Below are 20,577 nucleotides of genomic sequence, written 5' to 3'. Positions count from 1 at the left end.
CCACGCCACCCCACCACCATGAAGGGAAGCCGGCGCGCGGGGGCGTGACCGGTCACAAGGGAGGATACCCCATGCCTAACTTTCTGATCCATTCCATCGAGGCCCGCCGGGCGCTGGCGCGCGGTGTTGCAAAGCTTGCCGCCGCTGTCGAACCGACGCTGGGGCCCAAAGGGTTGAATGCGATGATCGACCGCCCCGTCGGCACGCCGCTGATCACGCGTGACGGTGTTTCCATCGCGACCGAGATCGAGCTGCCGGACCGGTTCGAGAATATGGGCGCCCAGGTGGTGCGCGAGGTCTCGATGCAGACGAATGAGGTGGCGGGTGACGGCACCACCACGGCGATCGTCCTTGCCAATGCGATGATCCAGCAGGGCGTGACCCAGGCCGAGCGCGGCGCTCGGGCGGTGGATCTGTGCCGGGGGATCGAGCTGGCGGTCGCGAAAGTGGTCGAGGCGCTGCGCGCCCAGGCCGTGCCGGTCAAAGATAATCCGCGCCTTCTGAGTGCGGTGGCCAATATCGCTGCCACCGACCCCCGTCTGGGTGAGATCGTCGCCGAGGCGCATGCCCGCGTCGGCGAAGACGGTATCATCACCGCCGATTTTTCCGTGACGGTCGAGACGACGCTTGAGGTGATCGAAGGCATGTCTTTTGAACGCGGCTATATCTCGCATCACATGGTCACCAACCAGGACGAGATGGAGGCGGTGCTGGAAAAGCCGCTGATCCTGCTGACCGACCAGAAAATCCTCGCACCTTCTGCACTGGATGGCGCCCGCCGCATCGCCGATGCCGAGGGCCGCTCGCTGTTGATTGTCGCCGAGGAAATCGCGCCCGAAGTGGTGGTGACGCTGCTGGAGGCCGCTCCCGCCGGCAAATATCTGATCGTGCATCCGCCGGAATATGGCCACTGGCGCAAGGCGTTGATGGATGATCTCGCGATCCTGACCGGCGGCGAGGTGCTGGCGCGCGATCTGGGCCGGAAGATCGAGAATGTCACCCGCGAACAGTTGGGCGCGGCGCGGCAGGTGCGGTCTTCGGCGGGGCAAACCACGGTGATCGGCGGCGCGGGCGATGCGGCGGCAATCACTGCGCGGCGTCTGCAGGTGCAGCGCCAATATGACATCGCGCCGCCGAATATCGAACAGGATAAACTGCGCGAACGCCTCGCCAAGCTCTCGGGCGGCACGGCGGTGATCCATGCCGGTGGCCTCACGCCGGTGGAGCAAAAGCGCAAGATCCAGCTGATCGAGGATTCGCTTTACGCGATCCGTGCGGCGGTCGAAGAGGGCGTCGTCCCCGGCGGCGGCTCGGCGCTTGCCCATGCCGCGCCGGTGCTGGACGCGGTTGTCGCGCAGGCATCGGGCGATGTGGCGGTGGGGATCGAGCTGGTACGTTCCGTCCTGACCCGTCCACTGGCGCGGATCGCGCTGAATGCGGGGACCGACCCGAATGCGGTGATCGCCGAGGTGGTGCGGTCCGCCGACGGGATGGGTTTTGACGCGTCCCAGGGCAGGTTTCGCGACATGATCGAGGCCGGGATCGTCGATCCGGTGCGGGTCACCTGTTCGGCGCTGGCCAATGCGGCCTCGGTCGCCTGTCTGATCCTGACCACCGAGACCCTGATCGGTCATGCCGAAGACTATGTCGACCCGACCGCCGGCCCGGCGCTTGGCGGCGGCTCGGAGCGGCTTGGCCGTCAATGAGCGGAACGGGCGGCGTCTCGCCGCCCGACCCCTCCGGAACCCGGATTTTCAAAGTAAGGAGCGCGCCATGAAGGCTGCAAGACTCTACGAATATGATCCCGCAATGAATGTGCAGCTGGTGATCGAGGATATCCCGGCGCCGACCATCCTTGCGCCCGATGAGGTGATTGTGCGGGTCGGCGCGGCCGGCCTGTGCCGCACCGATCTGCATATTATCGAAGGCGTGTGGAAGCCGATCATGGATCCGCATAACACGCTGCTGCCCTATGTGATGGGGCATGAAAATGCTGGCTGGGTCGAGGATGTCGGATCGAATGTGCGGACCGTGAAGCCGGGCGATGCAGTGATCTGCCATCCGCTGCGCACCTGTGGCGTCTGCCTGAACTGCCATCACGGCCATGATATGTATTGCGATCACGGCCTCTTTCCGGGCCTCGGCCTTGATGGTGGCTTCGCGGACTATTTCAAGACGAATGAGCGTTCGTTAATCAGGCTGAACACCGATATCGTGCCGCTGGATGTGGCGCCGATGGCCGATGCCGGCATCACCGCCTACCGCGCGGCGAAGCGGGCGGCAAAGATGTTGCCGCCCGGCAGCTGGTGTGCGGTACTTGGCGTAGGCGGGCTGGGCCATATCGCGCTGCAATCCCTGCGCGAGCTTTGCGGCGCGCGGCTGATCGCAATTGACCGCGAGCCGGGGGCGCAGGTGCTCGCCCGGGAACTCGGCGCCGATGTGGTGCTGGATGGTGGCCCGAACCTGATCGAAGAACTGAAAGAGATCACCGGCGGCGGCGCCCATGTGGTGATCGATTTTGTCGGTGAACTCGGCGTCGAAAACATCTGCTGGAAGCTCTTGCGCAAGGGCGGCGAATGCATCGTCGTCGGCTATGGCGGCAAGATCGAAGTGCCGACCCTGGAGCTTGTCGCCAACGAGATCAAAATCGGCGGCAGCCTCGTCGGCGATTACACCGAACTGGTCGAACTGATGGAACTGAATGCAGATGGCAAGGTGAAGATGCATTACACGGCCTATAAGCTTGATGACATCAACACGGCGATTGACGACTTCAAGAACCGCCGCTTCACCGGGCGGGGCGTGATCGTGCCCTGAAGGCGCTGGTCCCCGGGCCAGACAGAAGCGGCAGGAAAAGGCGCCACTCTCCCCCCGGTGGCGCCTTTTCTATGCGCGCTCACTCATAGGTGCGGCGGATGCCATAGGTCTTCAGCTTGCGGTACAGCGTCGGGCGCGAGATCCCCAGAACCTGCGCCACGCGGGTCAGATTGCCTTCTTCCGCCGCCAGAGTGCGGCGGATCGCCTGTTCCTCCATATCGGTGAGATTGGCCGGTATGACGGGTTCGGCCGCCACCGCGACCGGCTGCCGCGGGGCGCTGCGCAGCGCGGCGGGCAGATCGTCTTCGGTGACAATCGTGCCGTTGACCATCAGATGCAGCCGTTCGAAAAGGTTGCGCATCTCGCGCACATTGCCGGGCCAGTCGTAATGCGCGAGCAGGCCGGCAGCCTCTTGCGACAGGATCAGCGGCTCGCGGTGCAGCCGTGCCGCCACGGCGCGGTTGAAGTGATCGGCCAGCCCCATGATATCACAGGGGCGTTCGCGCAAGGGCGGCACTTCGATGGTCATCGCGCCGATCCGGTAATAGAGATCGCGGCGGAAACGGCCGGCCTCCACCTCTTCGCGCAGGTCCCGATTGGTCATCGCCACCAGTTGCACATCAACCTGACGGCGCTTTGAACAGCCGATCCGGTAGACCGCGCGCTGTTCCAGCACCCGAAGCAGATAGGGCTGCAATTCCAATGGCATCTCGCCGATCTCATCCAGGCAGAGCACACCGCCGTCGGCCTGTTCGAACTTGCCGGCCTTGCCATCGCGGGTGGCGCCGGTAAAGGCACCCGGCGCATGGCCGAACAGCTCTGACCCGAAGAGTTCCGCCGAGATGGCACCGCAATTCACGGTGATAAAGGGCGCGCGGCCCTTATGCGGCGCAGCAGTATGGATCAGCCGGGCAAAGAGCTCTTTGCCGGCGCCGGTCTCGCCCTGGATCAGCACCACGGACCCCGCCGCTGCCGTCCGCCGTGCCAGATCGACGGCGGCGGTGAATTTCGGCGCCTGGCCGACCATCAGCAATTCGTCGCGCGCGGCGCCGGCACGGGGGGGGATGCGGAAGGGCTCCACCGCTGCGGCAGGTGCTGCGGCGGTGGGGCGCGCCGGCAGGATCAGCGCGGCGCCGCTGAATTCACCATCAAGGAACAGCCGCGACACGCCACTTGGCCGCAGATGCGGCGGGATGGCGCGGGCGATGTCCTGATCGCTCATCGAGCCGGAAAGCGGGATGAATTGCTGGCCGAGCGAAAGCTTCGGCGCGGCCTGGTCCCGGGGCGCGCCAGAGGGCAGGCGGTGATACATCACCCGCCCGATCCGGTCGAGGATCAGCACCGCATCGCGGCTGCCCTGGGCCGGGCCATTGTCAAGAAACGCCTCCAGCAGCCGGGTGCGCCGCATCTCCTGGCGTTCCGCCAGCGCGGCCTCGATTTCACGCGCGACCGAGGCGATCAGCGCCACATTATGTGGCCGGAAAATCGCCGGCGGGCCGGAGAGATCCACCGCGCCGATGATGCGCTGATCCACCGGATCGCGCACCGGGGCCGCAGCGCAGGTCCAGGCCTTGATGCCCTGGCAGAAATGTTCGGACGCATGTACCAGCGTCGGGCGGCCCGACCGGATCGCGGTGCCGATCCCATTGGTGCCGATGGCGGCCTCATCCCATTTGCCGCCCCGGATCAGGTGGATCGAGCGCGCGGCATTATGGGTCCGCAGGTCGCCGATCTGTTCCAGCACCAGCCCGTCGGCATCGGTGAGGATCAAAAGCGCATTGGCCTCGGAGAGCAGCGGCCCCATCTTTTCAAAGGGGGCATGCGCGGCGGCGCGCAGGTCGGAATTCTTCTGCCGCGCGTCTTCGAGGATCTCTTCGGTCTCGTCCAGCGGCGCGAGTTCCGCCGTGGCGTCGATCCCCGAGGCGAGGCTGCGCGACCAGGATTCAAGGATTTCGCGGCGCACGCCCGAGGTGCGGCTTTGTTCGATGTCGCGATAGGTGAGGAAATCCTCCCAGGCGCGCATGGTGGCACGCTGGTCAAGCCAGTCATCGAACATGCCCGTCCGGGTGTGGAAACCCGAAATCGGATCGGTCATGCGAGTCCTCCCAATGGGCTGGGGCGTTCGTCTCGCCCTTGCTGTTGCATCCGAAGATGCAGGTGGTCAGGCAAATGCGGGAGGGCCGGCACCCCAGGAGGCTGGTGCCGGAAATTCAAATGGGTCAGCTGAAACCGAGGCGTTCCGAGATTTCAGCGGCCAGCAGGCTTTCGGGGCAGGCCTGGTCGATGATCTGACCATCCAGCTCGCCGATCTTTTCGGTCACTTCATCGGGCAAGGGCGAGAAGAAACCATTCTCCCGCGAGGCGATGGCAAAATAGCGTGTCGCTTCCTGGCGGCGGATCTCGCCGAGGTGAAAGACCTGGCGCCCGGACCCGCTGTCATAGGCGACAACGCGGTTATTGACGCTGACCCTGACCCGGATTTCACCCGTGTCAGAACTGATCTGCGCACCGGCCGCGCCGTCATAGATCAGCTTGCCTTCGGGCGCGGGCGGGGCCTTTGCGCCCGCCGCCTTCGCGCGCTTGTTTGCGCTGTAGCTGCCCTGGGTCAGGTGGTCGGCGATCTGGGTTATGGCCCCCTGATTCGCCTGGATCATGCGACGCGCCCGCTCATCCTCGCGGCGCGGGCCATCACGTTTTGAAATGATGTCGACCATGGTCATCCTCCCAATGTCCAGTGATCTTTAACAGTAAAGACAAGATGTTATCCTGAGCCAGCCTCCCCGCGGGCTTTCGGATCCTGTCTTTGCGATACCTGGCAGGAAGGGGTGAGGCATTGCCATCACCACCGCCGCCACTGCCTGCCAAAGCTACAATAGGGATGTGCCTTTCATCAAGAACTTCCGCATAGGCTGAAAATATCGGTGTCGGAGACCGCCCTTCAGGTGCCGGTTTCAGCCTTTGTGCCAGCCCGGCAAAGCGGTCAGTCCGCTGGCCTGTCTGAGCCGCAATCCGCAGTCGCGGACGGTCTCGGCGATCTGCATCAGCCGGGCCTCCATCGCGCTGGATTTGCGCCAGACCATGCCGATCGAGCGCAGGGGCTGCGGGTCACGAAACCGCGCCACCGCCACCGCCGCCGAACGGGTCTCGATCGGCACCGCCATCTCGGGGATCAGCGTCACGCCAACGCCGACGCCAACCATCTGCACCAGCGTCGAAAGCGAGCTGCCATCGAGCATTTCGCGCGGCTGGGTCGAGGGCATATCGCAAAAAGACAGCGCCTGGCTGCGGAAGCAATGCCCTTCTTCCAGCAGCAAAAGCCGCATCTCACGCAGCTTGTCGCGGTGCGGCACCGGCTTGTCCGCGTCCTCGGCGGGGCGGATCAGCACGAAGCGCTCGGTGAAGAGCGAGACTTCGGTCAGTGCGGGTTCAGAGACCGGCAGCGCCAGGATTGCCGCGTCGATGCGCCCGTCCTGCAGCTCTTCGATAAGGCGAGAGGTCATGCTTTCGCGCAGGATCGGGCTCAGGCCGGGAAAGCGCGCGGCAAGCCGGGTGATCACCGAGGGCAGCAGATAGGGCGCGATGGTCGGGATCACGCCAAGCCGCAGCTTGCCCGCCGGCTCGTCGCTGGCCGAGCGCGCCAGGGTGTCGAGGTCTTCGAGGATCGCGAGCATCGCCTTTGCCCGCTGATGCACCATTTCGCCAAAGGCGGTCAGCCGCACGCCGCGCGGGCCACGCTCCAGCAAAGGGGTGCCGGCGCCTTCCTCCATCTCCTTGATCTGCATGGATAAAGCCGGCTGTGTCACCGCGCAGGCCTCTGCCGCCGCGCTGAAAGTGCCGAAACGCGCGAGGGCGTCGAAGTAGCGAATTTGTTTCAGGGTCAGATTGCGCATAAGAAAGCCTTATACAGATCATCAGAATATTCAAGTTCCCCTGAAGTCCACCGCTGGCTAGGATGAGGTCAGACAGGCAGAGCCGCCGGGCAAGGGGGCCGCCGGTCTGCGGTCCGAAAGGGCTGCCGATCTCTGGGAGGAAGAAATGGACGGAAACAAACCCGCCGGGCGCTGCCCGGTGATCCACGGCGCTGTGCCGCAGACAACCCTTGGCGGGCGCGGGAACAAGGACTGGTGGCCCAATCAGCTGAACCTGTCGATCCTGCATCAGCATGCGCCGAAATCGGATCCGATGGGCGCGGATTTCGACTATCGGGCCGAATTTCAGAAGCTCGATTATGACGGGCTGAAACAGGATCTCGCAGGTCTGATGACCGACAGCCAGGACTGGTGGCCGGCAGACTGGGGTCATTACGGCGGGCTGATGGTGCGCCTGGCCTGGCACGCGGCCGGCACTTACCGCACAGCAGACGGGCGCGGCGGCGGCTCGACCGGCAATCAGCGCTTCGCGCCGCTGAACTCCTGGCCCGATAATGGCAATCTCGACAAGGCGCGGCGCCTGTTGTGGCCGATCAAGCAGAAATACGGCAACCGGATTTCCTGGGCCGATCTGATCCTGCTCGCCGGCAATGTCGCGATGGAGACGATGGGGTTCAGGACCTTCGGGTTCGCCGGGGGCCGCGCGGATATCTGGGCGCCAGAGGAAGACATCTATTGGGGGCCGGAGGGCGAATGGCTCGCCACCTCCGACAAGCCGTCTAGCCGCTATTCGGGCGAGCGCGACCTCGCGAACCCGCTGGCGGCTGTGCAGATGGGTCTGATTTACGTCAACCCCCAGGGGCCGGACGGCACCCCGGATCCGGTCGCCTCGGGTCGCGATGTGCGCGAGACCTTCGCCCGCATGGCGATGAATGACGAGGAAACCGTGGCCCTGATCGCAGGCGGCCACACCTTCGGCAAAGCGCATGGTGCGGGTGATCCGGCCCTCGTTGGCGCGGAACCCGAAGGCGGAGCGATCCAGGATATGGGTCTTGGCTGGCTGAACCGGCTGGGCACGGGCAAGGGTGTCCATACCACGACCTCGGGGTTCGAGGGGGCCTGGAAGCCGAACCCGACCACCTGGGATAATGGCTATTTCGACATGCTTTTCGGTTACGAATGGGAGCAGGTGAAAAGCCCAGCCGGGGCGATCCAGTGGCGGGCGAAAGACTGCCGTCCGGACCATATGATCCCGGACGCGCATGACCCTTCGGTCAAACACGCGCCCTTTATGACGACGGCGGATCTCTCGCTCAGGTTCGATCCGATCTATGAGCCGATCGCGCGGCGGTTCCACCAGAACCCGGCGGCGTTTGCGGATGCTTTCGCCCGCGCCTGGTTCAAATTGCTGCATCGCGATCTCGGGCCGAAAAGCCTCTATCTCGGGCCGGAGGCGCCGGAGGAAGATCTGATCTGGCAGGATCCGATCCCGGCCCGTGATCATGCGCTGATTGATGCGGCGGATATCGCCGGGCTGAAAGCAGAGATCCTCGCGACGGGGCTTTCGACCGCAGAGCTGGTGTCGACGGCCTGGGCTTCGGCCTCGACCTTCCGCGGTTCCGACAAACGCGGCGGGGCCAATGGCGCGCACATCCGCCTTGCGCCGCAAAAGGACTGGGAGGTCAATGAACCGGCGCAACTCGCCCGGGTGCTCACCGCGCTGGAAGGGGTTCAGGCCGATTTCAATGCGGCCCAGACCGGGGCCAAACGCGTCTCGCTCGCCGATCTGATCGTGCTGGCGGGTGGCGCGGCTGTCGAGGCGGCGGCGCTGGCCGGCGGTCACCCGGTCACGGTCCCCTTCACGCCGGGGCGGATGGATGCATCGGCAGAGCAGACCGATGCGGCCAGCTTTGATCCGCTGCGACCCGAGGCCGATGGCTTTCGCAACTACTCGAACGGCCAGTATCGCACGGCACCCGAGGAAATGCTGGTTGACCGCGCGCAGCTTCTGACGCTGTCCGCGCCGGAAATGACGGTGCTGGTCGGCGGGCTCAGGGTTTTGGGGGCAAATCATGACGGCGCGACCCATGGTGTGCTGACCACCCGCAAGGGTCAGCTGACCAATGATTTCTTCGTCAATCTGCTGGATATGGCGGTCGACTGGCGCCCGGTCTCAGAGGATCAGACCCTGTTTGAGGGGCGCGACCGCAAGACCGGCCAGCTGCGCTGGACGGGGACAAGGGCCGATCTCGTCTTCGGGTCGAACTCGCAGCTGCGCGCCCTGGCCGAAGTCTATGCCCAGGCCGATAACGGAGCGAAATTCGTGGCCGACTTCACCCGCGCCTGGGTGAAGGTGATGGAGCTCGATCTGTTCGGGGCCTGATCTGCGGCGCGCGGCGGTTCCCCCCGCCGCGCGCCTGTTACGGCAGCGGACAGCCCTCGCCGTTCAGCACGCAGCCGGGGTTTTGCAGAAACTCCATCCGGGACGGGCGCCTATGTCCGAGGCGGCGAACTGGCCACGCGATACCGGCAGATGCCGCGGGGCACGGCCGGCGTAAGGATCGAACTGGTGATCGCGCAGGAGAGGGGATCTTCCAGGCGATGACGGCTCCTTTCCTACAGCTGCGGAGCCGGAACCGAACGGCGCGCGGGGCGGGCCGGGTGCTCTGTCAGATCGTGCCCGGACCCTCTCCGTCCGGATGCCGGTTCAGAGCATTTTCATCATGCGAATCCAGGCGAAAGGACCCTGTTTGCACCCGCCATCGGCCCTGATATCGCGGCAGATCATGCCCCGGAGCTGGAAATTCCTGGTCGGCGCTGTCGCTAAAAACAACAGGCCCAGCGTGGTGCCGGTATTGGGATTCGAGTGTGTCACCGGCCAGGAGGCCAAGCCGGTCACCAGCGCATTGACGTCTTTGTGGTACAGGTGTGACGGGTGACTCACCATGATGGTTTTCGACCCTGATCCGCGCATGCCCTTGGTGACCCAGGTGCTGCGGACCCTGTCACCCTGGCGCGGCAGCACGGGGCAGGACCAGAGCTGGCGCTCGGGCGTGTCCCGCAGGAAGCTGGGGATCGCCCTGCCGGCATGATCCGATCCGCCCGCCCGGCCGAACGCGTCCGAGAGGGGGATGCTGCCTTCGGCCTCTTCGGCGCAGTGACAGGGCACCAGGCTGGCGGCGGCCGCATCAGGATCTTGTCCTGCAATTCATTTGAACAGATCGCCAGAAAATGGCTGTGCTGCTCCGGCAGCGAAAGCGCCCGGTCGGTGGGATCACAGGCACCGGCCTTCGCGGCGATGCCGTTTTCAAACACTCTCACCGGCATTTCCTGCCCGCGATAGGTCTGCGGCTGGAAAGCGCGGTGCAGGCCTGTGGCTTCAGATCGCGCGGTTTCCCCCGGCGAGATCTGCGCGGGCGCGATCTCCCTTCTCGATCCTGCGCGGCGATAGGCCGGACCGTTACAGCGCAGAAATCGCCTGCCATCCGCGGCCTGCAATCGCGCATGAGATCCTCATGATCGCCAGTTTGCCGGCGCCTGGCAAGGTGGGCCGGGCCTGCGCCCGGTCAACCGGTGATCAGCGCGAAGAGATGCGCCGGCGCATGGGCGGCCCGCATCCGCGCCAGCGCCTCTTCGCCCTCGGCCAGCCGGTTCAGCGCCCTGAGGCACATGAGATATTCGAAATCCATCCAGAAGGCGTAGATGTCGAACCAGAGAAACAGCCGGGTCCGTGCCGGCAGCGGGATCTTCAGCCCTTCGCGCGCGAGGATCAGCGCCATCTCCGGGCGCCCCTCGGCCCGGAGCAGCTGCACCAGATGGAACAGGCATTCGGCGCGGTCGGAGCAGACCTCATGCCCCTTCATAAAGGCCTGGATCGCGCCTTCTGTGTCGCCCGTCTTGCGCAGTTCGATCCCGAGCCCCATCCAGGACAGGTAAAGCTCATCCTTCCAGCCGCCGAGGTCGATGCGGCGGCGATACCAGTGGATCGCCTCATGCGAGGCGCCGGCATCGCGCCAGGAATTGGCGCAATAAAACGTGTAGCGTGGCAGCAGGTCGCGGTCGGCGTCAGGCAGTGTCGCCACCGCTTTCGCCAGCATCGCGGCATCGCGCAGGAAGGTGACCGGATCGCGCGAGCGCGCCCCGGCTGACCGGCTGATCACCGCGTAATCGCCGGGCAGATGCACGACCTTTTCCGGCCCGCTGATGGGCGCAGGGTCAGGCGCGCCCTGGAAATACAGCCCCTCATGCACCACGCCGCGCCAGCGGTAACGGCCATCATTGCGCAAGATCAGCTTGGTCGGATAGGTGATGGCCCCGCGCTTCATGTTCAGCGTCAGCGAGTCACAATCCTGCGGCATCCCGGGCAGCGTGCCTTCAAACCCGTCATCGGCGTCGAAAATCAGCGCGAATTCGGCGCGGCCCTCGGCATCTTTCAGCGCATATTGCCTGTTGGCGCCGAAATTCTCCCAGTCGCGGAAGGCCAGCAGCCCGGGAATACCGCGCGTCTCGAAGAAATCGCGGATGATCTGCGGCGTCGCATCGCGCGAGCCGGTATCATGGATCACCCAGGTCGAGATTTCGATATGGTCGAGGATATTTGCCAGCGTTTCCGCAATGATCGGCGCCTCGTCGCGCACGATCATATTGAGACAGAGATCCATCCTCACCCCCATAACACCTGCGCTTTCTATAGCGCGGAACGGCTGCGGGGCGAAGGGGGCTCAGGTGGCGCGCCCCTTATGGGCGGAGATCTCGGTGCGGATGCGGGCGCGCTTATAGGCGTCGAAGATCGCCATGGCCCAGACGAAGAACCCGCCGGCATAGCGGCCGACAAAAGAGATTTCCGGCCCGGCGGTGATCAGGGTGAAACCGCCCAGCAGGAAGATGAAGAACAGGAATATAAGCCCGCGCAGCGGCTCGCCGTTCCAGACCTGGCCGGAGCCCGGAAGCACAATGGCAGACCCCAGCACGAGATAGGGGTTCGGGGGCGTTTTCATGCGGACTTCCTTGCGACTTTGTCAGGGACCCCGGCGAGGATATCGGCGCGCAGATCGGCCAGCGCCTCCAGAAGGGGTGCGAGGGTTTCGGGCTCCAGCCCATCGCGGCCCATCTCGGCCTCGCGGAAAATCAGATAGCGGCCGCGTTCGGCCTCATCGGCGAAAAAGGTCAGGCGCAGGCCCTCGGGGGCGATGATCAGCTCTTTGATGCGGGGGTCTTGCAGCAGATGCTGATGGCGCTGAAGAAGGGCGGCCTCGCCGGGTGCAAGCGGGGTCTCGCTGCGCAGGCTGGCGTCAAAGGGGAAATCCTGCGGCAGGATGGTCTGATGCGGCAGGGTGTCAAAGGTCGAGAAAGGCTCGACCCCGCGCGGGCGGACCATGAGATCGATACGCTGCGAGACCGGCAGCGCGCCGGGCTGCGTGACCAGAAGCCAGAGCACCGGCAGTTTGCGCCAGGTCAGCGTGTCGGGGATCAGTTGCAGATCGGTCAGCTGGCCGCCGATCTGGCCCGAAATGCGGGCAAAGCCCGTGGGCATCACCGCGCGTCTGAGGCCGGTCATATGCGGAGCGATCAGGTCGAAATATCCTTCGCGCGCGGTGCGGCGGGCGCGGGTCGCGCGCGAAAGACGGAGGGCCAGAATGACCAGCCCCCCGCCGAGAATAAGGGCGAGAATGCCCGCTTCCATTTCAGTAACCACGCGGTTTCGGCCAGGGCATGGTGAACTGCGCGCCGCGGTTGACGAAGCGGTAGCGCCAGAAGTGGAACCACAGCGAGACGACGATATAGAAGGCAATCATCGCCACAAGCTGGGTGCCATAACCGAGGAACACCGCGAAGAAGGTGGTGCCACACAGCGCAAGCAGTACGAAAGCCGGCACCGGATGGAACGGATGCTCATAGCCGCGCTTGATCGAATCGAGCGGCCATTTGCGGCGGAACAGGATGATGTTCAGCGGCATGAAAGTATAGCCGAGCAATCCTGAAAGGATCGAGAAGGTGATCACCTGATCGATCGGCGCACCAAGGGCGAAGATCAGCGCGATCGGCACCAGGAAGATGATCGCGCGATACGGGGTGCGATAGCGCGGATGCACGGCCCCGAACCAGCCGGGCAGATAGCGGTCGCGCCCCATCGCGAACCAGGCGCGGCTCGCGTCATTGATACAGCCATTGGCCGAGGCCAGCGTCGCGAAGAGCGTGCCGATCCCCAGCAGCACCATCAGGAAGGTCGATCCCGACAGCCGCGCGGCGTCAAACAGCGGCACCCCGGCCTGACCAAGATATTCCCAGGGCATCAGGCCGGAGCAGACATACCAGGTCAGTGTGGCCGCAATTGCCAGCGTCATCACCCCCGCAAGCGTGCCGAAGGGCAGCGACCGCGCCGGTGAACGCACTTCTTCAGCGGCCTGGGTGGTGCCTTCGATCCCAAGGTAATACCAAAGCCCGAAATGCATCGCCGCCAGGATGCCAAGCCAGCCATAGGGCAGGGAGGCGGGGCCGCTCATCAGTTCCGCATGTTGCAACGGGCTGGTGGTAAAGATGCCCGAAGTCGCGAGGAACAGGATGATCACTGCCGAGAAGGCGATGGCGGTGATGACGAGGTTGAAGGTCAGCGTTGCCAGCACGCCGCGATAGTTCAGCCAGGCGAGGAACATGATCGCCAGAATGATGAACGGCCGCTGATCCAGCACGCCGGAATGGCCTGACATCGTGGCCACGGTATCGACGAGGAAGCCCACCGTGATCGCGTTCGCCGCCTCAAGCATCGTATAGGCGAAGACGAGATAAAGCCCCACATTGAAGGCCATCAGCGGGCCGACGATATGCTTGGCCTGGGTATATTGGCCGCCCGCAGCCGCGACCGTCGAGGTGACCTCGGAATCGATCATCGCAACGCAGCTGTAGAGGATGCCCGCGAACCAGCAGGCGATCAGCGCCGCATAGGCACCGCCCTTTCCGACCGCGAAGTTCCAGCCCATATATTCGCCGACCAGCACGATGCCGACCCCGAGCGCCCAGACATGGGCGGGGCCAAGAACGCGGGCAAGGCCGACATGTTCGGTTTGTTGTTCCTGTGCCATTCCCTCACCCCCGATGATGCTGTTCTTCGGTGAGCGCTTCCAGCTCGCCTTCGCGCGACGAGGTCAGAAACTCTTCACTGTATTGGCTGTCGGTCTTGATCCAGTCGATCACGATGAACAGGCCAAACAGCGCCGACGCGGCCCAGGCCGCATATTCAAGATAGTTCCAGAGATCCATGTGCTGCCCTTACTCGCCGAATTTTTCAGCGATAACATCGCAGTATTCTTTTTCAGAAAACCGCAGCAGAATTGCGTAATAGCCCACGATGACCACGATCATCACGATCAGCGACGAGATCGAGAAGGAATAGTCGAAGCGCGCGGTGATCATCTCGGCGGCGGCAGCAGGGTCGCTGAAGCCAAGCTTCTCCCATTGGCCGACCATGGCCGGGTTCTGGCCAAGGGCCTCCCAGGTCGGGTTCTCGATGGCGACGGGTTCCTTTGAAGAGCCGGCCATGCCCAGCCACAACGGGATGTAGAGCGCGCCGATGGCCATGATCAGAAGGACGATCACGTCAATGATCTGGCCGATCTTGCTTTGCACGGGGGCGGTATATTTAGCCATGTTTCCGCCTCCGCTTCGCGTCGCGGGCTTCATCAAGGAACTGGATATCCAGCCCATACATGAAGTCGCGGTCTTCGCGGTAATGGCGCAGCATGGCGAGAATTGCTGCGGTGTTGAACAGGAGCACAACGGCGCCGCCGGTCAGCAGCACCGCGCGCGTCGTGCCCGAAGGCGCGAGCGACCAGGTGCCGATGGCGACAAAGATGATCGCAAACCACAAGCCCAGAACGAAGGCCCATGCCACGGCGACATCGCGCCGGTGCATGGTCTCGATCCGTTTCGTCAGATCTGACACTTTGCATCCCTCCCTGAGGCCCTGATGATGGATATTTCCGCGCCGGGCCCTGGCGTTTGTTTTCTGTGTTTGAAAACTTTTTCCCCACAGTGAGCGCGCGCTGCGACATTCTGTCAAGTTTCTTGTGCAGGAAATTCAGGCTTTCTGCGCAGAAAACGGGCAGAGTAAAAACGCTGAAATTTGCGTCCGGGACGGCAGGATATTGTCAGGGACGGGCGTGATAGTTTCGAATTTCCCTTTTGTTTCCGTCCTGTATTTCTTCGCCGCATCGCGGCATGCCGGTGTCCGCAAACCTCAGGTCCCGCGCAATATGACCTGGGGTCTGTGGCCGAAGATGACTGCCTCCGTGCTCCGATCTGGCCCCCGATCTGGCCCCCGACCCGACCCCCGATCTGGCGCATGGCCAAAGTCCGGGCCCGGCTCGTTCCCGACCTCGCTCGTTCCGGAAGGTGGAGAGGTCGGATGGCCCCGTCGTCGGGTCTGCAACGCGCGACCTCTCTTCCTCCGGTGCGCGGGCAGCCGCCGCGCGCCGGGTCGATCAGACCGTCAGGCGAAGGTGATCTGTTTCGTCCGGTGTTGGACAGGCGTCCGGGCTGAGCGCGCCTGTTCAGCTTGGGCTATGCGGTACGCATTGTGGCGAGTTCTGTGGCACCGCGCGCCCGATCAGCTCCGCCTTGGCGGCGCGATGCACGCTGGACTCGCAATCGGGGCGCGCAGCTGTGAAGTGCCGGCAACCACCGTCTCAGCACGGCTTGCGGGCGGATAATGGTCGCGGCAGGATGGCAAGGCTCAGGCCCGTTGCACCATAACCCGGTTCCGGCCCCCGGCTTTGGCGCGGTAGAGCAACTGATCCGCCAAAGCCAGTGCATCGCCGGATTGCGCCAGCGCCACCACAGGCACCACGACCCCACCACCGCTGACGGTCAGCCAGTCGGAGGTCTCTGAGCGTTCATGGGGGATCCGGGCATCTGCAATGCTCTGACGGAAGCTGTTCATCACCTCCTCCAGCTCAGAGCAGCCCGGGAGCAGCAAGGCAAATTCTTCGCCCCCGTATCGGGCCGCCAGCTCGCCGGCGCGCCGCGCGAACCTGTTCAGCGTCACCGCCACATTGCGCAAAGCCTGATCCCCGGCGCCATGGCCATAGTGATCATTATATTGCTTGAAATGGTCGACATCGAACAGGGCGATGCCCATAACATCACTGCTTCGCGCGGTCTGACGGGCCACGCGATCCATGGTCTCGTCAAAGCAACGCCGATTGGCGATGCCGGTCAGGCCATCCAGCGAAGCGAGCGCCTCGAGTTCATTGCGCTGACGGGCCAGTCGCAGATGCGTCATGACCCTGGCGCGAACAATGGCCGGATGAATGGGCTTATGCACGAAATCGGCGGCGCCCAGCAGCAGCCCACGCTCTTCATCTGCGGCATCTGACATGCCGGTGATGAAGATGACCGGAAGATTGCTGGTATGGTCCGACGCCCGAATGGCGCGCAACACATCATAGCCATCCATCCCGGGCATGGAGACATCCAGCAAGACGAGGTTCACTGCCTCACGCGTCAGGATCTCGAGCCCGGATGGACCGTCCCGGGCCATCAATACCCGGAAATCTGGCTGCAACAGCTCTGCCAGCGCGACGCGGTTCAGCCGGTCGTCATCGACAACCAGAATGGTCGCGAGCTGTGAACCTGCCGGAACGGCTGCCGCTTTCATTCATCTGCCCTTCGCATCGTGGCGGCGAGCGCGTCGCTGACCTCGCGCAGCGTGACGATCGCCGGTCCCAGCTCCAGATCCTCGAATTGTTCCAGCCCGAACCTTACCTTGTTGCGCAGATGCGTATCCGTCAGACCTTCGGCCAGGGCATGCAGATTGGCCCGTGCCGAAAAGTCACCGGCAGCGACCAGCGGCAGGGTGATTTCCAGCTGTTCCCAGGCCTCCTGGGCCGACAGACCTGCCGCACCCGCTTGCGCCGGCGCAGCCTGCATCTCCCCGGCCAGCTGACGCAGCCCGGCCACGCATTCCGCCATCAACTGCCGGAAGTGTTCCGAAACGGCCTGAACGCCGGCGATATCGCCCTGACGTGCAGCCGTCTCTACCGTGCCGGACATAACGAAGAGGCTCTCTGCCTCGACATAGCCGACCACCCCCTTCACCCGATGGGAGAATTCCGCGACCGTGGTGATATCCGTCTCGATATTCATCTCTGCGAACCGTTCAGCCATATCTCCGAAGTCACGCAGAAAACCGTTGATGAATCGCAAAAGCCGGTCACGCGAGCCGCCAAAACGACGCAAAAGTTTAGACAAATCGGCTTGATATTCGGGTATTGCGGGCGCAGCAGAGGATAGGGAGGCCGGCGAGGTTTCGGTTTCTTCCCCCGCATCCTTCCCGGTGATCAGATCACAAAGCAGGCGGAACAGGGCCTGTTCATCAAGCGGTTTGGTGAGATGCGCGCTCATGCCGGCTGCGATGCTTTCCTGCTCGTCCTCAACCCTGGCCTGGGCCGTCAATGCGACAACCGGAAGGTTTGACCAGTCCGGGCTGCGGCGGATCTCGCGGATCGCTTCAAGCCCGTTCATCACCGGCATATGCACATCCATCAGCACCGCGTCAAATCGGTGCTCTTTCATCCGTGCAATGGCGTCGAGGCCGTTTTCAGCCGTCGTGACCTTCACCCCGACAAGGTCGAGAAATTCGCCAACGACCTCGCGGTTCAGGGCATTGTCATCCACGACGAGAATCTCGCGACCGCCCAGAATCCGTTTCAGATCAGTGTTTTCCGTGAGCTTTGGTTCCGGGGCACGGTTGAAGCCATCGACCGGTGCAACCGACAGAACCTCCATGAACGTATTGAAGATCATCGAACGTGTCACCGGCTTAAGCAGCACGCCCTGCAGGCCGATCCGTGTCGCCTCTGACATCACGAGCTGATGGCCATAAGCCGTCACCATCAGCACGGCGGGCATGTTCACCAGATGTGCGTCGCTGCGGATGGCGCGGGCAAGTTCCAGCCCGTCCATCCCTGGCATCCGCCAGTCCGACAGCACGATATCGAAGGGCTCGTCTCCGGTCTGAGTGCGGTGCAGCAGGCGCAATGCCGCCTCACCACTGTCGACCGCGACCGAATCCATGCCGAAACTGTCAACGATCTCAGAAAGCGCCACCCGCGCTGTTTCATTGTCATCGACGATCAGCACGCGCCTTGTGCTGAGGCCTGCGGAAATCTGCACCAGAGACCCGGGGATGATCTCGGGCGCGGCGGGTTCGAGTTCGACCGTAAAGCAGAAGGTGCTGCCATGCCCCGGCCGGCTTTCCACCCAGATCGTGCCGCCCATCAGCTCGACGATGCGCCGGCTGATCGCGAGACCGAGACCGGTGCCGCCGAATTTGCGGGCGGTATCGCTGTCCCCCTGGGCGAAGGGGCGAAAGAGCCCGTCGATCTGATCCTGGCTGAGGCCGATCCCGGTATCCCGGACCGTGAAGAACAACTGATGCACCCCCGGAGGCGCCTCGGGGAGCGCGCAGATCGAGACGACCACATCGCCGTCAGCGGTGAATTTCACCGCATTGCTGACGAGGTTGGTCAGAACCTGGGCCAGCCGCAGGGAATCGCCGCGCCAGTGTTGCGCCGTGCCGGGGGCCACCACGAAAGTGAGCTCCAGCGCCTTTTCCTCGGCCTTGAGTGCGGTGACCGATGCGACCGATTCCAGCACGGATTCCAGCCGGAACACCGATTTCTCCAACACCATGCTACCCGCCTCGATCTTGGAGAAGTCGAGGATATCATTGATGATTCCCATAAGAACATTGGCGGAATCATTGATCTTGCCAAGATAGGCGCGCTGTTTGGGGTCAAGCTGCGTCTGCAGTGCCAGCCGGGTCATGCCGATCACCGAATTCATCGGCGTGCGGATCTCATGGCTCATCGTGGCGAGGAAATCGCTCTTGGCATGTTCGGCGGCCTCGGCGTCTTCCTTGGCCCGACGCAGCGCTTCTGCGGCCTTATGGGCCGGGGTGACGTCGAGGATGATCCCATCCCAGATCCGCCCCGCCTCTGAAGCGCGCGGCGCCGAGCGGACCTGGATCCAGATGACCTCGCCATCAGGGCGGATCAGCCGGAATTCGCATTCGAAATTCGTGCCCGAAGCGGTAGCGAGACGTGAGGTTTCAAGATAGCGGGTGCGGTCCTCGGGATGGACGGCATCGACAAAGAGCGACGGGTCCTGGATCAGCGCCTCGTGAGGGATGCCGATCAGCGTATCGATGCCGGCGCTGACATAGGAGAAGCGCATTTCCTGGCGCGTTACCGTCTCGCCCGTCAGGCCAAGCTCGGGGGTCAGGAAATCGAGCCGGTAGATTGCCCCATTGGGCAGGCTGTCGGCGATGGCGGTCATCTGGGCGCGGGACGCCTCGCGCTCGCTGACATCCTGAACCGTGCCGCTGAGACCACAGATGGTCCCGGCCTCGTCGCGCAGCACGCCGCCGCGGATCTCTGCCGCGAAAGTGCCGCCACCGGATGTGTAATGCTGCACATCCACGGTATAGGATTCGCCGGTTTCGAGGCAGCGGGCAATGGCATCGCCAACCCGGTTGAAATCCGCCTCGGGCATCATCCGTTTCAGATCTTCGACCGTGACCTGGTCTTTGGTGGACCGGCCGTTCATTTCGGCCATCATTTCCGAAAAGTGGAATCTGCCGCTGGCAAGATCCAGCGTCCAGGAGCCGATCCTTGCAAGTCGCTCCGCCCGCTCCATCGCATCAAGATTGGCGCGTGAGGCCGCCTCTGCGGCGCGGCTTTCTGCAAGCCGCCCGCGCATTTTTCGTTCCGCCAGTTCCAGGCTGTGCCGCAGCGTTTCGAATTCACGGATGCGGGCAGGGGGGATGCTGACGGAGGCCTCATCCGAGGCACCGCCGACGCGCGCGATCTTATCGGATCGCTGCGCAAGATCGTGAATCGGCTGCAGCAGACCACGCACCAGAACCAGTGCCAGCAGCAGCGCCACTGCGATCGTTCCCACCGACACCAGGATCATCGAGCGGATCGGATGTGCCCAGCGGGCATCGAATGAGACCACAGGCTCGCCGACCACGGCAACCCATCCCGGGGTATTCGGGATCTCCTGGAACGAGAACATGATGGCGCGACCCTCCATCGTGGTCGCCCGGAAGCTGCCGCTTTCTGTTCCCATGGCCGTCAGCTGTTCCCAGTCGGGCACTTTGCGCCCCAGCATACGCTCGCCATCGACCGAGCGCGCCAGCAGCCGCCCGGTGCCATCGGTGATCGCCAGCACGGCATTGCTCTCTCCCATGCTGTCATCATTCAACGAGCGGAGCAGGCTGGACGGGTGGTCGGTGACCGCGACAACATTGATCAGCTGCCCGCCATCCGCCATCGCGCCTTCGGGAGCGGCTTCAGGATAGGCGATTGCCACCCGGGGCCTGTCGTCGTCAAAACGTGGAGGCAGCAGGTTTGAGACCTGCATCCTGCCGCTCTCGGCGGCCTGCAACACCAGTCGGGCGACCTCGGCTTCGCTGAACTCCGGCGCAATGATCTTCCCGGAGGCATCACGCCGCAGGGTGAATAGCTTATAGATGCCCTCTTCGTCGCGGTTGGGCAGGATCGAGACGCCTGGCGATACCTCGTTGCTGTTCTGGCCCTGTTCGGTGCGGATCGCATGCAACAACCGCCCGGTGACGCTGATCTCGCTTTCGGTCGTGCGCGCGAGAATATGCGCGGTTTCCAGCAGCCGTTGCTCGGACAGGGTCCGGAAGGATTGCCCGACATTCAGCAAAGCCATTGCAACGACGCCCAGGGTCGGCAGCAGCACGACCATCAGGATCGCGATAATCGACATTCTGAGGGGCGGGTGGGTTATCCAGCCTGGCAGATGAACTTTCATGCTATCGGGATCCGGTAACCAAAGTCGGTGACTGTCTCTTCTTTATGATACA

General features: G+C 63.7%; 17 protein-coding genes. 4 read left to right on the top strand and 13 right to left on the bottom strand.

Annotated features, from left to right (window positions below; translation table 11 throughout):
* Positions 1–71: 71 nt before the first annotated feature.
* The gene (locus JC607_RS13000) at positions 72–1,706 is read left to right on the top strand and encodes a molecular chaperone GroEL (protein ID WP_198837348.1); all 1,635 of its coding nucleotides are present in this window, start codon (positions 72–74) and stop codon (positions 1,704–1,706) included.
* A gap of 67 nt (positions 1,707–1,773) precedes the next feature.
* Positions 1,774–2,817 carry an NAD(P)-dependent alcohol dehydrogenase gene (locus JC607_RS12995; RefSeq protein ID WP_198837347.1) on the top strand — a complete coding sequence of 348 codons (1,044 nt, stop codon included), beginning with the start codon at positions 1,774–1,776 and terminating at the stop codon, positions 2,815–2,817.
* A gap of 79 nt (positions 2,818–2,896) precedes the next feature.
* On the opposite strand, the gene JC607_RS12990 is transcribed toward JC607_RS12995, so the two are convergent.
* The 3 genes from JC607_RS12990 to JC607_RS12980 form a co-directional block, all read right to left on the bottom strand.
* Positions 2,897–4,912: a sigma-54-dependent Fis family transcriptional regulator gene (locus JC607_RS12990; protein WP_233092890.1), complete on the bottom strand. Its 2,016-nt coding sequence runs from the start codon at positions 4,910–4,912 to the stop codon at positions 2,897–2,899.
* A gap of 124 nt (positions 4,913–5,036) precedes the next feature.
* Positions 5,037–5,531, bottom strand: a complete 495-nt coding sequence (locus tag JC607_RS12985; protein ID WP_198837346.1) for a hypothetical protein — start codon at positions 5,529–5,531, stop codon at positions 5,037–5,039.
* Between the two features lie 237 nt (positions 5,532–5,768).
* The gene (locus tag JC607_RS12980) at positions 5,769–6,707 is read right to left on the bottom strand and encodes a hydrogen peroxide-inducible genes activator (RefSeq protein WP_198837345.1); all 939 of its coding nucleotides are present in this window, start codon (positions 6,705–6,707) and stop codon (positions 5,769–5,771) included.
* A 145-nt stretch (positions 6,708–6,852) separates the two neighbouring features.
* Here JC607_RS12980 and katG point away from each other — a divergent pair, with 145 nt between their 5' ends.
* Positions 6,853–9,069, top strand: coding sequence for a catalase/peroxidase HPI (gene katG, locus JC607_RS12975; protein WP_198837344.1), 2,217 nt, complete (start codon positions 6,853–6,855; stop codon positions 9,067–9,069).
* A 324-nt stretch (positions 9,070–9,393) separates the two neighbouring features.
* Here the strand turns inward: katG and JC607_RS12970 are convergent, their stop codons facing one another.
* Positions 9,394–9,633 carry a hypothetical protein gene (locus tag JC607_RS12970; RefSeq protein ID WP_198837343.1) on the bottom strand — a complete coding sequence of 80 codons (240 nt, stop codon included), beginning with the start codon at positions 9,631–9,633 and terminating at the stop codon, positions 9,394–9,396.
* Between JC607_RS12970 and JC607_RS12965 the strand changes: the two genes are divergently transcribed.
* Positions 9,632–9,778, top strand: a complete 147-nt coding sequence (locus JC607_RS12965; RefSeq protein WP_198837342.1) for a hypothetical protein — start codon at positions 9,632–9,634, stop codon at positions 9,776–9,778. The genes JC607_RS12970 and JC607_RS12965 overlap by 2 nt on opposite strands.
* A 474-nt stretch (positions 9,779–10,252) precedes the next feature.
* Here JC607_RS12965 and JC607_RS12960 read toward each other — a convergent pair whose 3' ends face one another.
* The 9 genes from JC607_RS12960 to JC607_RS12920 all read right to left on the bottom strand — a co-directional run bounded on the left by JC607_RS12960 (position 10,253) and on the right by JC607_RS12920 (position 20,480).
* Positions 10,253–11,347 carry a glycosyltransferase gene (locus JC607_RS12960; protein WP_198837341.1) on the bottom strand — a complete coding sequence of 365 codons (1,095 nt, stop codon included), beginning with the start codon at positions 11,345–11,347 and terminating at the stop codon, positions 10,253–10,255.
* A gap of 60 nt (positions 11,348–11,407) precedes the next feature.
* Positions 11,408–11,683, bottom strand: a complete 276-nt coding sequence (locus JC607_RS12955; RefSeq protein WP_198837340.1) for a hypothetical protein — start codon at positions 11,681–11,683, stop codon at positions 11,408–11,410.
* Positions 11,680–12,369 carry a hypothetical protein gene (locus JC607_RS12950; RefSeq protein WP_198837339.1) on the bottom strand — a complete coding sequence of 230 codons (690 nt, stop codon included), beginning with the start codon at positions 12,367–12,369 and terminating at the stop codon, positions 11,680–11,682. Before JC607_RS12950 ends, JC607_RS12955 begins: the two co-directional genes overlap by 4 nt.
* 1 nt (position 12,370) lies before the next feature.
* Entirely contained in the window at positions 12,371–13,765 is a 1,395-nt protein-coding gene (locus JC607_RS12945) for an APC family permease (protein WP_198837338.1), read from the bottom strand.
* A 4-nt stretch (positions 13,766–13,769) separates the two neighbouring features.
* Positions 13,770–13,943, bottom strand: coding sequence for a hypothetical protein (locus JC607_RS12940; protein WP_198837337.1), 174 nt, complete (start codon positions 13,941–13,943; stop codon positions 13,770–13,772).
* 9 nt (positions 13,944–13,952) lie between these two features.
* Positions 13,953–14,330, bottom strand: a complete 378-nt coding sequence (locus JC607_RS12935; RefSeq protein ID WP_198837336.1) for a hypothetical protein — start codon at positions 14,328–14,330, stop codon at positions 13,953–13,955.
* Positions 14,323–14,625 carry a hypothetical protein gene (locus JC607_RS12930; RefSeq protein WP_283176793.1) on the bottom strand — a complete coding sequence of 101 codons (303 nt, stop codon included), beginning with the start codon at positions 14,623–14,625 and terminating at the stop codon, positions 14,323–14,325. Before JC607_RS12930 ends, JC607_RS12935 begins: the two co-directional genes overlap by 8 nt.
* A 789-nt stretch (positions 14,626–15,414) precedes the next feature.
* Complete coding sequence (locus JC607_RS12925) at positions 15,415–16,338, bottom strand: diguanylate cyclase domain-containing protein (protein WP_198837335.1); 924 nt, start codon at positions 16,336–16,338, stop codon at positions 15,415–15,417.
* Positions 16,335–20,480 carry a response regulator gene (locus JC607_RS12920; RefSeq protein WP_198837334.1) on the bottom strand — a complete coding sequence of 1,382 codons (4,146 nt, stop codon included), beginning with the start codon at positions 20,478–20,480 and terminating at the stop codon, positions 16,335–16,337. Before JC607_RS12920 ends, JC607_RS12925 begins: the two co-directional genes overlap by 4 nt.
* Positions 20,481–20,577 lie beyond the last annotated feature (97 nt).

It is taken from the genome of Paracoccus sp. IB05 (assembly GCF_016405985.1).
GTDB lineage: Bacteria > Pseudomonadota > Alphaproteobacteria > Rhodobacterales > Rhodobacteraceae > Pseudogemmobacter.
The sequence above is the reverse complement of the archived record's forward strand: the minus strand, read 5'-3'. Positions and strand labels throughout refer to the sequence as shown.

What these genes read in the sequence shown, in the direction of transcription:
- JC607_RS12970 (WP_198837343.1), bottom strand. Translation starts at nt 9,633, where the DNA reads ATGGTGAGTCACCCGTCACACCTGTACCACAAAGACGTCAATGCGCTG.
- JC607_RS12945 (WP_198837338.1), bottom strand. Translation starts at nt 13,765, where the DNA reads ATGGCACAGGAACAACAAACCGAACATGTCGGCCTTGCCCGCGTTCTT.
- JC607_RS12980 (WP_198837345.1), bottom strand. Translation starts at nt 6,707, where the DNA reads ATGCGCAATCTGACCCTGAAACAAATTCGCTACTTCGACGCCCTCGCG.
- JC607_RS13000 (WP_198837348.1), top strand. Translation starts at nt 72, where the DNA reads ATGCCTAACTTTCTGATCCATTCCATCGAGGCCCGCCGGGCGCTGGCG.
- JC607_RS12985 (WP_198837346.1), bottom strand. Translation starts at nt 5,531, where the DNA reads ATGGTCGACATCATTTCAAAACGTGATGGCCCGCGCCGCGAGGATGAG.
- JC607_RS12965 (WP_198837342.1), top strand. Translation starts at nt 9,632, where the DNA reads ATGATGGTTTTCGACCCTGATCCGCGCATGCCCTTGGTGACCCAGGTG.
- JC607_RS12990 (WP_233092890.1), bottom strand. Translation starts at nt 4,912, where the DNA reads ATGACCGATCCGATTTCGGGTTTCCACACCCGGACGGGCATGTTCGAT.
- JC607_RS12920 (WP_198837334.1), bottom strand. Translation starts at nt 20,480, where the DNA reads ATGTCGATTATCGCGATCCTGATGGTCGTGCTGCTGCCGACCCTGGGC.
- JC607_RS12940 (WP_198837337.1), bottom strand. Translation starts at nt 13,943, where the DNA reads ATGGATCTCTGGAACTATCTTGAATATGCGGCCTGGGCCGCGTCGGCG.
- JC607_RS12995 (WP_198837347.1), top strand. Translation starts at nt 1,774, where the DNA reads ATGAAGGCTGCAAGACTCTACGAATATGATCCCGCAATGAATGTGCAG.
- JC607_RS12935 (WP_198837336.1), bottom strand. Translation starts at nt 14,330, where the DNA reads ATGGCTAAATATACCGCCCCCGTGCAAAGCAAGATCGGCCAGATCATT.
- JC607_RS12955 (WP_198837340.1), bottom strand. Translation starts at nt 11,683, where the DNA reads ATGAAAACGCCCCCGAACCCCTATCTCGTGCTGGGGTCTGCCATTGTG.
- JC607_RS12950 (WP_198837339.1), bottom strand. Translation starts at nt 12,369, where the DNA reads ATGGAAGCGGGCATTCTCGCCCTTATTCTCGGCGGGGGGCTGGTCATT.
- katG (WP_198837344.1), top strand. Translation starts at nt 6,853, where the DNA reads ATGGACGGAAACAAACCCGCCGGGCGCTGCCCGGTGATCCACGGCGCT.
- JC607_RS12960 (WP_198837341.1), bottom strand. Translation starts at nt 11,347, where the DNA reads ATGGATCTCTGTCTCAATATGATCGTGCGCGACGAGGCGCCGATCATT.
- JC607_RS12925 (WP_198837335.1), bottom strand. Translation starts at nt 16,338, where the DNA reads ATGAAAGCGGCAGCCGTTCCGGCAGGTTCACAGCTCGCGACCATTCTG.